Here is a 14,671-nt window from a genome sequence, read left to right as displayed (position 1 = left end):
AATCCAAGTCATGAGTGCCAACTCACAGACTGAGGTAAATTACTTGAACTTGGGCTGACCGTGTAAATCCAATCATCTCAGTGGCAGCCAATTCATCACATTACAGGTTCTTTGAAATAATGACTCTAACCTCCGGTTAGCCATGACTCATAACAACAATCGAACGACAACAATTCGTTACCTTCTAATCACATCAGGTGTACTGGCGAGCGGTGGATTAGGCTATCTTGCTTATACCATGTTGCACCAACCCAACGAAGTACGCTACTACGAATCCGAACAGCAATGTATTGTAGATGCGACGAACCAAAGCAACGGGTTCACCAAAGAGCAGTGTCAGGCCCAGTTCCGGTACGCAATGCAGGAATACGAACGCATTACGCCCGTGTATCGCACGCAGCCAGAATGCCAAGAAGACACAGCAAGCATTTGCTCGCAGGTATCGAATTCCAGCGTTGCTACCCCCGGATGGCGACCAGAGTTCGGCGGCTTCTATTTCACCGATGATGTCGATGATGATGCCCCTCCAACAGTGGTCAACGGCGTCAACGGCGGCTCCTACACGATTTATCCAGTGCAACCCGTTTACCGCTCCTACATCGGAATTGTAACTCCAGATAGAACCCAGATTACTCGTCCCCTACAGGGCATACCGCTAGATTCTCCCTATTTTTCCTCCAGTCGCGACACCCCAAATCGCCCCCCAGGCCACGCAGCTCGGGGAACCATCAAGGGACGAGGGAGCTTTGGTACTTCTGTCCGCTCCACGGCTCCTTTGGGAAGCGGAGGCAAGTGACATCGATTCCGGTTGCACTCCTTATCATTGTTGACTGTTGACTGTTGACTGTTGACTGTGAGTCAAAAAAATGAAAAGTGCGCGAATTATTTGTTGGCCTCGGGATTCGACTTTACGCCCGACGATGAAGCACGGATTTGATATCATTCCGGCGCAGCCGGAATTGATATGATGCAAGCATTTTTGAGCGGCGATTCATCCCACAACTATTTTTTCTCTAGTTGTTTTCTCTGTTTTTGTAGATCCTTGAGTTCCACACCACTAGCAAGGCGCTTCAACCATGTATCCCTTTTTGTTTCAGCGACGACGCAACTGGCAGCAGCACGTATTAGATAATGCCTACCAATGTCAGCCTCTTGCAGACATCAACCAACGCTACTGGGCAGAAGCCTTACACCGTCCCTTTGGGGTGATGTTTTCGCGCCAGGAAGAGGCGAGGATCTGGGATGCTACTGAGGCTCTTTGGGATATGTGTCGGGAGTTTTTGGACTGGTTTTTCACCGCTGATGGCTTAGAAAATCGGATGAAAAAACTCGCGATTCCCCCTGCTTTCTGGGAAGCAATTCAGGTTTCGTGGGATCGGGTTGACGAAGCAGAAGATATGTCTCTTTATACCCGTTTCGATCTTGCCGTCACTGAAGATGGAAAAATTAGCCTTCTAGAAATCAACGGGGAAACTCCTCTCTTGGGTGCAGAAACAGTCTATCAATGGCTGTGGTTAGATGACATGAAAAAACCAAGCCGAGATTTGCGATCGCTCCCCAACGATGCCAATCAGTTCAACAACTTTTGGGACGAAGTTGCGGGTCGATTCCGCACTCTAAGTCGTCATTATGATTTAAAGCAGTTCGGTCTGAGCTTGTTAATTGACGAGCATCTGTCAGAAGATACCGAGATGGCAGGACAACTGGTCGAAATTATTAATCAAGAATTGGGAAACGATCGCTTTTTCACCCAACTTGTAGGATTGCGTAACCATCTGGGCGTGGATGAAGAAGGATTTTTTGTCGATCAATTCAATAATCGGATCTTGCGGCTGTGGAAAATCGTCGATTGGCTGGATTTGCAACTCGCCAGCCAATCCTTTAACGCAGATGAAGCCCTAGCATCGCGCCTGATAGCAGGGGACGTGAAAATCATTGAACCGCTGTGGAAACAGATTTTAAGCAATAAAGGAGCGATGGTGTGGATGTGGGAATTATTTGGCAGCCACCCAGTGTACGCTCAATTCTTGCTACCCACTTTCTTCACAGATACTATCTCGATCGAATCCACAGCATTACTGACCCAAATGCACGTCAAAAAGCCCCTCGTCGGTCTAGAAGGTGTTGGGGTTTCTATTGAAACAGGCGATTTTGTTGCCGGAGCCGTTCACTCCCGCGAGGCGATGGGCTACGATCGCGAAGGATTCATTATTCAGTCCTATCAACCCTTGCCCGAATATTTTGGCTACCACTTCGTCGTAGGTTCCTGGATTGTCGGCGATACTCCCTCCGGCATCGTATTGCGCGGAGATACCAATCCGATCACCGGACGACATTGCTTAATCGTTCCGCATATCGTGAGCGATCGTCTGGTGAATACTTAACTTCTAATCAGAAAAACTATGAAATTACAAACTCATGATGTCCGGGGAATTCCGATTCTTAGCAGTGAGTGGAGTGTAGATGAATTTATTGCCGATGAGTTGAAAATTCCCGAAGTCGCGCCTACAATTCAGGCTGGATTTATGGATCTCCTGAGCCGAGATGTGTTCTCTGAGGGAGACAGTCAGCCACTCTACGAGCATCTGCTCTCTCGCAGTTCGGAGTTCTCGTTAGAATTCATGAGCGCGATCGAACTTTGGCTGCAAGACGAATTACGGCACTACGTTGCTCTGCGTAAGGTCTATCACATGGTATCAGGTTTGTCCCCAGAGGCGATCGACCAAAAAAACCAGAGTCGGGTGCATGAACTCGAACCGATCTCGTTTCTGATTGAGAACGAATTCACCATTCTAGTTGGTTTAATGTTTGACGAAATGGGTTCCGTGTGGTCTTATCACCGGGATATTAAGGAATTCTACCAACACTATGGGAACGGCTTTGCTCGCGTAGGACATTTGGTGACGCAGGATGAGGGGCGGCATTTTAGGAATGCTGCGACTCTCATCCAACATCGCCATCCCGACAAAATCGATCGGATCGAACCCTTATTAGAAAAGATTAGCGAGATGGAAGCCGATCTTGCTTATTATCCCAAGACTTTCTTTCTCGATCACGCTCAGGAAAGAGACCGCTTTCCGAAAAATTTTAATTCCCAGGTGATTCAAAGAATTCTCTCTTTTTTCTAACAGAATTACCAAGTTAATCCTCGAATCAACATTATTATACTTTCCGTGGCGATCGAGCATCTCAAACTGACGCACCCTACCGCAACTTTCTCTTTCTCTTCTAACTCTCTCTGTGTCCTCTGTGTCCTCTGCGGTTAAAAACTCTAATTCTTATATGAATTAAAGCATTTTTTCCAGAAATTGCTTGGCGCGATCGCACTTTGGGTTGCTAAAAAACTCCTGCGGCGGTACATCTTCCGCCACCTTTCCGCCATCCAAAAACAATATCCGGTGCGCGACTTCCCGCGCAAAACCCATTTCGTGAGTTACAATTGCCATCGTAATTCCCGTTTGCGTCAAAGCTTTCATCACATCTAACACTTCTTTAACCATTTCTGGATCGAGTGCAGAAGTCGGTTCGTCCATCAACAAAATTTCCGGTTCCATAGCCAAACAGCGGGCGATCGCCACCCGCTGTTTTTGTCCCCCCGAAAGCTTAGAAGGATAAACCTGGGCCTTATCTGACAAACCCACTTTTTCCAGCAATTCTAACCCCTTCAGACGCGCCTCATCCTTAGCCACCTGCTTCACCTTTACAGGCGCATAGATCACATTTTGCAGCACAGTCATGTGCGGGAACAAGTGGAAATGCTGAAAAACCATCCCTACTTTCTGGCGGATTTTCATAATATCTGCCTTCGGCAAAGTAATATCCACTCCGTCAATGTAGATGTGTCCCGAAGTCGGAATTTCCAGTAAATTCAAACACCGCAAAAAAGTAGATTTGCCGCACCCAGAAGGGCCGATAATGGCAATCACTTCTCCTTTATGAATCTCAGTAGTTATCTCGCGCAAAACCTTCAGATTGCCAAAAGATTTATACAGGCGATCGACCTTAACTGCTACTTTGGAGTCTACGTTCGAGTACATTTGCCCCCCAAGTTAAACTAAGCACCATCAAATAATAAATTGCGCCGACAAATATCAAAGGTTCAAAGTAAATATACTTTTCTGCTCCCACAATTGTAGCGCGGCGCAGCAAGTCTTCTACGCCAATTACTGAAACTAAAGCCGAATCCTTCAGCAAAGCAATACTTTCATTCACCAATGCAGGCAAGATGTTTTTCAAGGCTTGCGGCAGGATAATATCGCCCATCATCAGTTTGTAGGGAACGCCAAGGGATTCTGCAGCTTCTTTTTGACCTTTATCTACGGCTTGAATTCCGGCGCGGATTGTTTCGGAAATATAAGCCCCAGAATTGAGGAAAAAAGTAATTACGCCAGCTTGCAGCGCAGATATATTATAGCCCGTAAGCTGCGGCGTTGCAAAATAAACTAAAGTCAACTGCAAAATTAGCGGTGTTCCGCGAAAAATTGAGGTGTAAGCAGTGGCAAACCAGAACAGCGGTTTAATGCTAGAAATCTTAAACAGAGACAGGACGATTCCCCAGATAAATCCGAGAAATGCCGACAGCAAGGTAAAAGTTAGCGTTACCCAAAGCCCGGACAAAATATAAGGCAAACTCGGCACGATTTTGCCAAAATCTAACCCGAACTTGGGCGCTACCGGAGGCTGATTTGCTTGAGCCTGTTCTTGCGGAATCGGCCGAGAAAACCACTTAGTAGCTAGTTCCTTAATTTGACCGCTGGCTTTCATTTGTTGGAGGACTCGGTTGAACTCTGGAACTAATCTCGAACCTTTGCTAAAGGCGATCGCCGAACCGCTTTCTTCAGTATTCGGGATTGTGTTAAATTCCAAGTCCGGGTTCGCGGCTGCATAACCCGTAGCGACAGTATCCTCGATCACTCCTGCGGCGATGCGGTTCGATTTAATTTCTTGAATGATGTCAGGAATTCTATTGAGGGCAGCCAGTTGCACACCGGGCATTTTTTTCACAGCTTCCTGCTGAATGCTTCCGAGTTGAACGCCTACTTTTTTCCCGGCTAAATCTTGAGCTTTGGTCAAATTGCTGCCTTTATTGGCGACAATTGTATTTTGAGCTTCGTAGTAAAGCTCAGAAAAATCAACATTTTTCTTCCTTTCTGCTGTGGGAGTCATTCCAGCCATGACAAAATCGGCTCTTCCCGCCTGCAAAGCGGGAATTAAGCCGTTAAAATCCATGCCAATTACTTTGAGTTCGTAGCCTAATTCTTTAGTAATATATTTGGCAATGTCGATGTCAAAACCGATGATTTCGTTGCCGCTAACAGCCGTATCTTTAAATTCATAGGGCGGGTAGTCTGGGGAAGTCGCCAGTGTTAAAGTCTTGTTGGCTTGGGCGTAGCTGGCGATCGCAATTAAACAAAAGGCGATCGCGATCGCCGCCGCCAGCATTGATTTTAATTTTAAACGTTTCATATCGAACATTGTCCTAAAACATCCCCTCGCCCACAAAATATACCACAAATCACAAACAAGCTACCATTCTCAAGGAATACATAATCCTGGGCGCACCGGTTGCCAGAAACCAAGTTTTATGAATAAAAAAAAGACCTGATTAGTCTTTAATAAGGAAAAAAAATGCTTGGGAACGTATTACTGTGTCCCGGAATAAAGATAGATAATTGTGGCACTATTTTATATTTACAAAATGTACATGATGCACAATTTCTAACAGTTTATAAACTCAATTCTGTCCGCAAAAATACCACCAATATTGTATTTTTATCATTGTTGTGAGCGGTATATTTAATTCTACCGTATATTCCATTTATACGGGATCTGCTGTATTCAGTACCTAAACAAAAAAAATAAATTTTCGATACACTTTTGTGTGAAAACACTTAAAGTTTATCAAAAACGTAATAGATTAAGTAGGAGAGTAGCCGCACGATTAGAGATGAGTAAAGCGTTAATTGCAAAAGTCTTAAAACACAAACAAACGACTGTCATGTTCAACCAAAAAAAACGCGTGGAAGCCTTAAAAGTGTGTTATACTCCTGCACAACTAAATTGGGCCAGATGGTGGAAAAATATCTTGATAGCACATGAGTCAGAATATTGGTTATTTGAGCCACAAGCAATCTGAATCTTCCTAGTATGATGTGTCTCTTCAGATAATAAAAAGTGCATCTGACGCGCACGCAAACAAAGACACGAGGTCACAGTCAGTCGGGCGATCGACACAGTGCAAATTTTGACCTGTTCCTTATTGAAATAAAGTAAAAAAAATCGATTAAAAAAAATCTTTTTTTGGGATTGCATAGGAATTTTATTGGGTTTAAACGAATTCACACACGTTCAATATATGGTAGTATAGTGTATAATTTACAACCATTTAAGATGGAACTTAGGTGACAGTTTGCCCAGCAACTAGCTTTAAAAAAGTAGTAGCATTAATGACGCTAAAGTGGTCTAGAAATGGCAAAAAATTAAATTTTTATTTTGATTTTTTTAGCACAAAACTTATGGAGGTTATCGTCGTTGTCATAGATAATATACCAGCTCATCACTTGGCGGTAATTAAACCATTTGTTCAAGTTGCTGGTTAACCGTGTTATAAATTTTTATCCTCCAAAATCCTAACTTGAATCAGAGCCAATTATGGATCACACTTAAAAGATTTTTTACGTCATTTATCGCTAACAACTACCAATATAATTGACATTTTACCTGCAACTGCACGCTTATTTTGTCAATACTAAGCACTTCAAAAACTGGTTAATCGCTGCTACTGTAGTTAATAAACCTGGAATACGCTGTCTATGAGGCCAGCGGACTTGCCCCGATTAGCAGTAGTCAAAATTATGTATTTTTATTAAGATTTTTTGCATACGTACGTATGCTGGGTATAGTTGACTTAAGAAAAAATGTGTCAAATAATCTGTTTGGGTTCATCAAGAACAAAGCCACAAATAATAGAGTCTGAATTAATAAATTTAAGACTTGCACATAAACCGAGTTGCTCTCATAAAAATCACAATCTTAGGTATTTGTACCGTCCAAGAAACTGTTTTTTTTGAGTTCGGGTATGCTAGTCCTGGATTTATGAAAAATTGTTAACTTTAGACCACAGGGTACACAGCCATGATATCAGTTTTATCAGCAGGATCGCTCCAACTTCCAAATCAAATCAACGCGGGCAATGAGAGTTTTGGGGAAAAGAGCGATCGCCCCAATAACCCCAGTACAATAGTATTTATCGATGCAGCAGTAGCAGACTATCAAAATCTCCTAGATGGAGTGAAATCGGGAGTAGAAGCAATAATTATCGACTCCCACATAGATGGAGTCGAACAAATTAGCGAAGTGCTAGCGAATCGCACTAATATTGATAGCATTCATCTAGTTTCCCACGGCGAACCGGGAAGCTTGCAACTCGGTAAAACCAGACTGTCTGTCGATAACCTAGAAGCTTATAGCAAGCAATTGCAGCAATGGCGGCGCGCTTTAACAATTGATGCAGACATCCTAATTTACGGCTGCAATGTAGCAGCAGCATCCCGCGCTTGTCAGAAAGTCCGCCAGGGAATTTATTCCCTGTCTCAAAGCGAAAGTTGGTGGAAACCGACTAAAAACAATTTCATTAAACAATCCTCTAAAGAGGACTTTTGCTATGAGACGGGGGTTTCAACCCCCGACGGACTCGATGAACCAGCCTTAGAAGACTTTTGCTATGAGACGGGGGTTTCAACCCCCGACGGACTCGATGAACCAGCCGTAGATGGTTTCCAATTCCTCCACCGCATTGCATCTCTAACCGGTGCAAATATCGCCGCATCCAAGCATCTCACGGGGAGTGCAAAATTAGGTGGCAATTGGGAACTAGAAGAAAAAATCGGCAACATTAAATCGCCCCTAGCGTTCGAGTCAAACGCGATGCAAAATTATGCGTCTGTTTTGGCTATTTATCGCGTTACTAATACTTCCGATAGCGGTACAGGTTCTCTAAGAGATGCGATCACCCAAGCTAATTCCACTCCCGGATTAGACACAATTAACTTTGAGATTTCCAACCCTGCTCCTTATACCATTATCCTTAATCAAGCCTTACCTGTCATCACCAGCCCAGTTATTATCAATGGCAAATCTCAAGGATATGTTGGCAAACCGATAATTGAACTTAATGGCAGTTTTGTACAACAACCAGGCTCCTCATCTGTAAACTCTACTTCTGTCACTGGTTTAGAGTTAGGCAAAAGCCCTTTTGGCGGCGCAGAAGATTCCAGTGGCAGTACCATTCAAGGATTGGTTATTAACGGATTTGGAAAGGGCGCAAATTTTACTGGCAACGGCATTCTGGTGACAACTAATAACAATACCATCCAAGATAACTACATTGGCACTGATATTAGCGGTACCACTGCTGTGGGGAACACTACCAGTGGGATCAGAATCCAAAATTACACTCAAAATAATCCTCCTAATGTCACGCCTATAACAGGTAATATTATCTCCCGCAACGTCATCTCGGGCAACGGCCTTACAGGCATATTTGTTGTGCAGGAAGGTGTCACAAACACCAAAATTACTGGCAACTACATCGGGACTGATACCACGGGGACAATAGCTTTAGGTAACAAGGGTGATGGCATTTTTCTCTTAGGCCAAAACTCGAATAATACTATCGGTGGCACTGCACCGGGAGAAGGTAATATCATTGCTAACAATAATGGCAGCGGTATTGAGGTTCTTAGTAAAAATGCCAACAGTAACACCATACAAGGCAATAGCATTTTTAACAACAAACGTTTAGGTATTGACTTAATCGGTAATAATGGCGTCACTCCTAACGATTTAGGCGACGCGGATACAGGCAGCAACAACCTGCAAAATTACCCCGTTCTGACCTCAGTTAGTAGCAATACAATCGGCGGCATTCTCAACAGCACTCCTAATGCCAACTTCCGCGTTGAATTCTTTGCTAATAGCAGTTATGACCCAGCAGGTGCAGGTCAAGGTCAAAATTTCCTTGGCTTCCAAGACGTTACTACAGATAGCGCTGGCAATGCTAATATCAACTTCGCCTACACTCCAGTAGCAGGCAAACAGGTTCTCGCTGCTACTGCTACTAACAAAACTACAGGCGATACCTCGGAATTTTCCCGTCGCAATCAATCTCCTATTAATTCAATACCGGGAAGAACCACCACCACTACAACTAACCCGAATAACATTACCATCAACAGCGGAGACTTTGTATATAACGTTTTAGCGACACCATATCCGTCTCCTATTAACGTTTCAGGTGTAACAGGAAAAGTAGACAGCGTTACGATCACTCTTAACAATGTTAAAACTTCTAACTCTGTCAATGGTGGACCGCAGAACATCAACCTCTTGCTAGTTGGACCTGAGGGACAAAATGTTGTCTTAATGTCTCACGTTCCATCTGAACCACTCAACAACGTCACACTGAAGTTGGATGATAATGCAGCCTCTTTTCTTTCTAGTTTTCCTGTTGTTACAGTACCAACTATCGCTTCAGGAACTTACAAACCGACTAACTATTCCCTGAACGGTTTTCTTGATGTTTATCCCTTTTTGTATAACAACAATACGCCAACACCGACAGGAGCACCAGAAGGGCCTTACGGTTCGACTCTTTCTGTTTTTAATAAAACTAACCCCAACGGCACTTGGAAATTGTATGCAGTTGATGCCAACCAAGAGAATGGTAAAGCTTCCAATGCTACTACTCCAGGAAATATTGCTAGTTGGAGTGTAGACATTGCGACTGATATCGGCAAAGAAACGACGAATCAAAATACTCCTCGCATCTTTTCTGCTAGCAACGGCAATAGTATCTCTGTATCGGATGCAGATAGCGAGTCGGTGGAAGTTAATCTCAGCGTTACCAGCGGGACTCTTACACTCAAGTCGCTGACGGGAGTTACCGGATCGGGGAATGGCAGCAACAGCCTAATTTATACGGGAAAAAAGGCTGATATTAATGCTGCTTTGGAGGGTTTAACTTATACGCCGAATCCGAACTTTGTGGGAACGGATACGCTGACTTTGACGACAAACGATCGCGGAGCTCCAGAATTAGGCGGTGCTCAAACCGATAGCGATCGTGTGAATATTACCGTCAACGCACTAACTCCGACGCCCACTCCACCGACGCCGACGCCCACTCCACCAACGCCGACTCCGACGCCCACTCCACCAACGCCGACTCCGACGCCCACTCCACCAACGCCGACGCCCACTCCACCAACGCCGACTCCGACGCCCACTCCACCAACACCGACTCCGACGCCCACTCCACCAACGCCGACGCCCACTCCACCAACACCGACTCCGACGCCCACTCCACCGACTCCGACGCCGACGCCTGAGGAAACTCCGACTCCGACGCCTGAGAAAACTCCGACGCCGACGCCCACTCCACCAACGCCGACTCCGACGCCTGAGGAAACTCCGACTCCGACGCCTGAGGAAACGCCGACGCCGACGCCTGAGGAAACTCCGACGCCTGAGGAAACGCCGACGCCGACGCCTGAGAAAACTCCGACGCCTGAGGAAACGCCGACGCCGACGCCTGAGGAAACTCCGACGCCTGAGGAAACTCCGACGCCGACGCCTGAGGAAACTCCGACGCCTGAGGAAACTCCGACGCCTGAGGAAACTCCGACGCCTGAGGAAACTCCGACGCCGACGCCTGAGGAAACTCCGACTCCGACGCCTGAGGAAACTCCGACTCCGACGCCTGAGGAAACTTCGACGCCGACGCCTGAGGAAACTCCGACGCCGACGCCTGAGGAAACTCCGACTCCGACGCCTGAGGAAACTCCGACGCCAACGCCTGAGGAAACTCCGACGCCGACGCCTGAGGAAACTCCGACGCCAACACCTGAGGAAACTCCGACGCCAACACCATCAGTACCTGTTGTTACACCAGGCAGTGATACTGATTGCATTTGCAATACTATTGAGTATCCAAAAGTCGATCGCCCAAACCAAGCTGACAATATTATCAACGGCAATGGTAGCAGTGCAATTCAGTTTGGTACACCGAAAAATGATGCTTTTTACGGCAGTCAAAATCCGAATATTTTCGATGCCGCTTTAGGCGATGACAACCTCTACGGCGGTGAAGAAAACGACATCCTTTACGGCAACCGAGGCAATGATTTTCTAGACGGCAAGAAGGGAGATGATATCCTTTTTGGTGGCAAGGGCAATGACATCATTGTTGGCGGTGAAGGCGAAGATATCATCTTCGGAAATCGCGGCAATGATTCAATAAATGGTAAAGAAGACGACGACTTAATTTTTGGCGGTGAAGGTGCTGATTTTATCGACGGTGGTAAAGGCAGCGATATCGCATTTGGAGGCAGAGGAAATGATATAATCTTCGGCAGCGAAGGCGAGGATTCTCTCTACGGCAATTTGGGTGATGATACTCTCTGCGGAGGTGCTGGCAATGATTGTCTGACAGGAGGTGCTGGCAATGATTTGCTAGACGGATGCGAGGGAAATGATACTTTGATTGGCGGCCAAGGTAATGATACTCTGATGGGCGGTTTGGGGGATGATAGTTTAATTGGAGGTGCTGGGAGCGATCGCTTTTTACTGTCAGCCAATTCTGGTATCGATATTATTGCCGATTTTGAAGATGGAAAAGATTTGCTGATGCTACATAAAGGCTTGACATTCGAGCAATTAACTGTTACCGAAAATAGCGGTGCAACAGTGATTCAGTTTGTGCAGACGGGGGAAATTATAGCTGTTTTAAATGGGGTTTCTGCTAGCAATATTAATGTGGCAGATGTCACTTTCATTTAGACTTACAGCAACCAGCCATCAGTTGTGAATTCCTTTGTCTCTTTCTTTCTCTGTATCCTCTGCGTCCTCTGCGGTTACTTTGAGAAGTATAATTTTAACCGCAGATCAACGCAGATGAACGCAGATGAACGCAGATTTATGATGTATATGAGTACACAGGGCGAAGCAATGTTCAGATCCTGCGATTGCTTCTTACTAATTACCTATTACTCCTTACCCATTATTAATTCTCCCTTGCCGTCAATCACTTCGCCGATCGCAAACGCACCAATTCCCTGAGATTCAAACCATTTAACAGCCTGTTCTACTTCCCTGGGAGCGACCAACAGCACAAACCCAATCCCCATATTAAAAGTATTGAACATATCTGCTGTTGCAACTTGTCCTGCTTCAGCAATCCACTGGAAAATCGGCAAATTTGGCCAGCTATTGCTGTCAATTTTCACAGATTGATTTCCTCCCAAACAGCGGGGCAAATTTTCCGGCAAACCGCCGCCCGTAATGTGAGCCATGCCGTGAATTTCTAGACCGCTCTTAATTGCTTCGAGGACTGGTTTAACATAAATTTTAGTCGGAGTTAGCAGCACTTCTCCTAAACTTTTGCCACCTAACTGTTCAGGCTGGGAATTCCAATCAAAACCGCAATCGCCCGCAATTTTTCTCACCAAACTAAAACCGTTGCTGTGCACGCCCGAACTTGCCAGCCCCACAGCCACATCTCCCACCTGCACCCGCGAACCGTCCAACAATTTGCTCTTTTCGACAATTCCCACGCAAAATCCAGCCAAATCGTACTCACCCGCTTGGTAAAAACCAGGCATTTCTGCCGTTTCTCCTCCGAGCAAAGCACAGCCCGCTTGCTTGCAACCGTCAGCTATCCCGGCCACCACCGCAGCTAATTGTTCGGGATTTAACTTTCCCGTCGCCAAATAATCGAGAAAAAAGAGGGGTTCGGCCCCGGATGTCAGCACGTCGTTGACGCACATCGCCACCAAGTCTATACCTACCGTATCGTGCCGATCGAGATTGTGGGCCAATTTCAACTTAGTTCCAACGCCGTCAGTACCCGAAACCATCACCGGCTCTTTTAAACCCTCCGGAACGCTGAAAAAACCGCTAAACCCGCCGAATCCGCCCAAAACTCCCGATCGGTGCGTACTCTTGACCATACTCCCGATCCGCGAGACAAAAGCTCTACCCGCTTCAACATCCACACCTGCTTCTCGATAATCCATAAGTCCGCCTGCATCGATTTCCAGTTTTTAGTTTATGCCCATAACAGTTGACAAACAGCTTTTTTAACACTAGCCATTCGGCAGCCCACGAAACACTCTAAATTTTTGTAAATTTTTGTAAACTTTTCTGGAATTGCTGAAACGGCTGTAAGCACTTGAACTCAAGCATTATCTGAGACCGATATCCGTCAATATTCGCTCGATTTTTGGTAAATTTCGTGCTGTGAGCGATCCCCAACCGTAAAAGTTTGTGGTAGTCTGTTGCAGTTCGTGAACAAAACACAAATTGCGGATCGAGTATGAGTTGTCAAGTGTTAGGGAAGTTTCCGCCCATTTTTTTTGCGGCTGAAGCATTAAAGCAAAAACGCACCCCGATACTTTGCTTTGACTCACGGGGGAATGGCGAAGGGCAACAGAGAAATCCTTGACGCCCGCCGCCAAACGGCCAATCCTCCAATCTCGGTTGGCAATGGCTATTCACAAAAATGGACGTATGAAGGAAAAATTTGTTGGTGGTCTACTCGCTGTCCTGTTAGTTCCTGTAGTAGGAACGGCATCCTCTTGTCACGCACAAGCAACAGATGTCGTCAATCAAAACTCTCAGGTTTCCAAGCAAGTAATTGCCACCCAATCGTCCCCGCAGTTAAACGCTACTCGGGTCGAAGCACAAAAAGTCGGACAGTATCAGTATCAAGCAAGAGCTGAAATTGCCCGAGACTCGATCGCCAAAATTCAGCCCCACGACTTAGGCGGGCGACAAGCAGCGACAGTCTACGTGCGAAACATTCCAGTCATCACCTTTCTGAACGCGAATCCGGAAACAAACAGGCCTTTGGAAGAAACGGGCGACAGCCAGGCCGATGCTACCAGTCCGTCGAAAGTAGCGGGCGCGAGAGAAAATCCAAAAGTCGGAAATATTGCCAGCAACTCCAACAACCAAGAACCCGATCCAGTGTGGCGGGCATCAAGCTTAGCAGCAAGACTCAACCAGCTAGCCCGCAACAACATCGATCCCAACAGCATTACCGTTAAGTGGGAAACAGGCGATCGCTACATTATTCAGGCAAACGGCGAGGACTTGGTAAACATCAACGCCGAAACAATCCTCCCCGACACCACCAGCGACTTTAGCCGAGACGCCCTGCAAGCAACCAATCGCCTCCGCCGGCTTCTGGGCAACGCCCCACCCCTGGAAGAAGTCGCAGGCCAACCCCAACCAGAACCCCCCGTGCTGTCTATGGGCCCAGTTCAAGTGCGCCTCAGCGGCTGGGCTTCCTGGTACGGCCCGGGATTTGACGGCAACCTCAGCGCCAGCGGCGAGCGTTTCAACCAAAATGATTTGACCGCAGCCCACCGCCATTTGCCCTTCGGAACTAGAGTCATGGTGAGAAATCTCGACAACGGCCGCACTGTGGTCGTCCGCATTAACGACCGCGGCCCCTATGTGGGCGATCGGCTCATTGACTTGTCCGCCGGTGCCGCCAGCGTACTGGGAATGATGAGCAGTGGCGTTGCGAGAGTGGAAATCGAAGTGATCGAACCGCAGCAACAAACAAAAGTTGAACGCTGAACGGTACTCTAAGGCAGAATACAAAAGT

General features: G+C 46.3%; 10 protein-coding genes. 7 read left to right on the top strand and 3 right to left on the bottom strand.

What is annotated here, in order from left to right; all coding sequences use genetic code 11:
- Positions 1 to 142: 142 nt before the first annotated feature.
- The 3 genes from QUB30_RS16255 to QUB30_RS16245 all read left to right on the top strand — a co-directional run bounded on the left by QUB30_RS16255 (position 143) and on the right by QUB30_RS16245 (position 3,128).
- Positions 143 to 796 carry a DUF1190 domain-containing protein gene (locus QUB30_RS16255; protein ID WP_333334986.1) on the top strand — a complete coding sequence of 218 codons (654 nt, stop codon included), beginning with the start codon at positions 143 to 145 and terminating at the stop codon, positions 794 to 796.
- 280 nt (positions 797 to 1,076) lie between these two features.
- A complete protein-coding gene (locus tag QUB30_RS16250; protein WP_333334983.1) occupies positions 1,077 to 2,384 on the top strand; it encodes a glutathionylspermidine synthase family protein in 1,308 nt (435 codons plus the stop codon).
- Between the two features lie 18 nt (positions 2,385 to 2,402).
- Positions 2,403 to 3,128 (top strand): hypothetical protein, encoded by a 726-nt coding sequence (locus QUB30_RS16245; RefSeq protein ID WP_333334980.1) that lies wholly within the window; start codon positions 2,403 to 2,405, stop codon positions 3,126 to 3,128.
- Between the two features lie 159 nt (positions 3,129 to 3,287).
- Here the strand turns inward: QUB30_RS16245 and QUB30_RS16240 are convergent, their stop codons facing one another.
- Together QUB30_RS16240 and QUB30_RS16235 are read right to left on the bottom strand one after the other, a co-directional pair.
- Positions 3,288 to 4,037, bottom strand: coding sequence for an amino acid ABC transporter ATP-binding protein (locus tag QUB30_RS16240; RefSeq protein WP_333334977.1), 750 nt, complete (start codon positions 4,035 to 4,037; stop codon positions 3,288 to 3,290).
- Entirely contained in the window at positions 4,003 to 5,466 is a 1,464-nt protein-coding gene (locus QUB30_RS16235) for an ABC transporter substrate-binding protein/permease (protein WP_333334974.1), read from the bottom strand. Before QUB30_RS16235 ends, QUB30_RS16240 begins: the two co-directional genes overlap by 35 nt.
- 415 nt (positions 5,467 to 5,881) lie before the next feature.
- On the opposite strand from QUB30_RS16235, the gene QUB30_RS16230 reads away from it, so the two are divergent.
- From QUB30_RS16230 to QUB30_RS16220, 3 genes are all read left to right on the top strand, one after another.
- The gene (locus QUB30_RS16230) at positions 5,882 to 6,136 is read left to right on the top strand and encodes a hypothetical protein (RefSeq protein WP_333334972.1); all 255 of its coding nucleotides are present in this window, start codon (positions 5,882 to 5,884) and stop codon (positions 6,134 to 6,136) included.
- Positions 6,137 to 6,401: 265 nt separating this feature from the next.
- Positions 6,402 to 6,599, top strand: a complete 198-nt coding sequence (locus QUB30_RS16225; RefSeq protein ID WP_333334970.1) for a hypothetical protein — start codon at positions 6,402 to 6,404, stop codon at positions 6,597 to 6,599.
- 535 nt (positions 6,600 to 7,134) lie between these two features.
- Complete coding sequence (locus tag QUB30_RS16220; RefSeq protein ID WP_333334968.1) at positions 7,135 to 11,838, top strand: DUF4347 domain-containing protein; 4,704 nt, start codon at positions 7,135 to 7,137, stop codon at positions 11,836 to 11,838.
- 206 nt (positions 11,839 to 12,044) lie between these two features.
- On the opposite strand, the gene purM is transcribed toward QUB30_RS16220, so the two are convergent.
- Positions 12,045 to 13,073 carry a phosphoribosylformylglycinamidine cyclo-ligase gene (purM, locus tag QUB30_RS16215; protein WP_333334965.1) on the bottom strand — a complete coding sequence of 343 codons (1,029 nt, stop codon included), beginning with the start codon at positions 13,071 to 13,073 and terminating at the stop codon, positions 12,045 to 12,047.
- Between the two features lie 493 nt (positions 13,074 to 13,566).
- On the opposite strand from purM, the gene QUB30_RS16210 reads away from it, so the two are divergent.
- Positions 13,567 to 14,643: a septal ring lytic transglycosylase RlpA family protein gene (locus tag QUB30_RS16210; RefSeq protein WP_333334962.1), complete on the top strand. Its 1,077-nt coding sequence runs from the start codon at positions 13,567 to 13,569 to the stop codon at positions 14,641 to 14,643.
- Positions 14,644 to 14,671 lie beyond the last annotated feature (28 nt).

The sequence above is a fragment of the Microcoleus sp. BROC3 genome, assembly GCF_036702515.1.
In the GTDB taxonomy this organism is placed as follows: Bacteria; Cyanobacteriota; Cyanobacteriia; order Cyanobacteriales; family Microcoleaceae; genus Microcoleus.
This window is presented reverse-complemented; position numbering and strand designations above follow the sequence as displayed.

Coding starts and splice junctions, on each gene's coding strand:
- QUB30_RS16255 (WP_333334986.1), top strand. CDS start 143: ATGACTCATAACAACAATCGAACGACAACAATTCGTTACCTTCTAATC.
- QUB30_RS16250 (WP_333334983.1), top strand. CDS start 1,077: ATGTATCCCTTTTTGTTTCAGCGACGACGCAACTGGCAGCAGCACGTA.
- QUB30_RS16245 (WP_333334980.1), top strand. CDS start 2,403: ATGAAATTACAAACTCATGATGTCCGGGGAATTCCGATTCTTAGCAGT.
- QUB30_RS16240 (WP_333334977.1), bottom strand. CDS start 4,037: ATGTACTCGAACGTAGACTCCAAAGTAGCAGTTAAGGTCGATCGCCTG.
- QUB30_RS16235 (WP_333334974.1), bottom strand. CDS start 5,466: ATGAAACGTTTAAAATTAAAATCAATGCTGGCGGCGGCGATCGCGATC.
- QUB30_RS16220 (WP_333334968.1), top strand. CDS start 7,135: ATGATATCAGTTTTATCAGCAGGATCGCTCCAACTTCCAAATCAAATC.
- purM (WP_333334965.1), bottom strand. CDS start 13,073: ATGGATTATCGAGAAGCAGGTGTGGATGTTGAAGCGGGTAGAGCTTTT.
- QUB30_RS16210 (WP_333334962.1), top strand. CDS start 13,567: ATGAAGGAAAAATTTGTTGGTGGTCTACTCGCTGTCCTGTTAGTTCCT.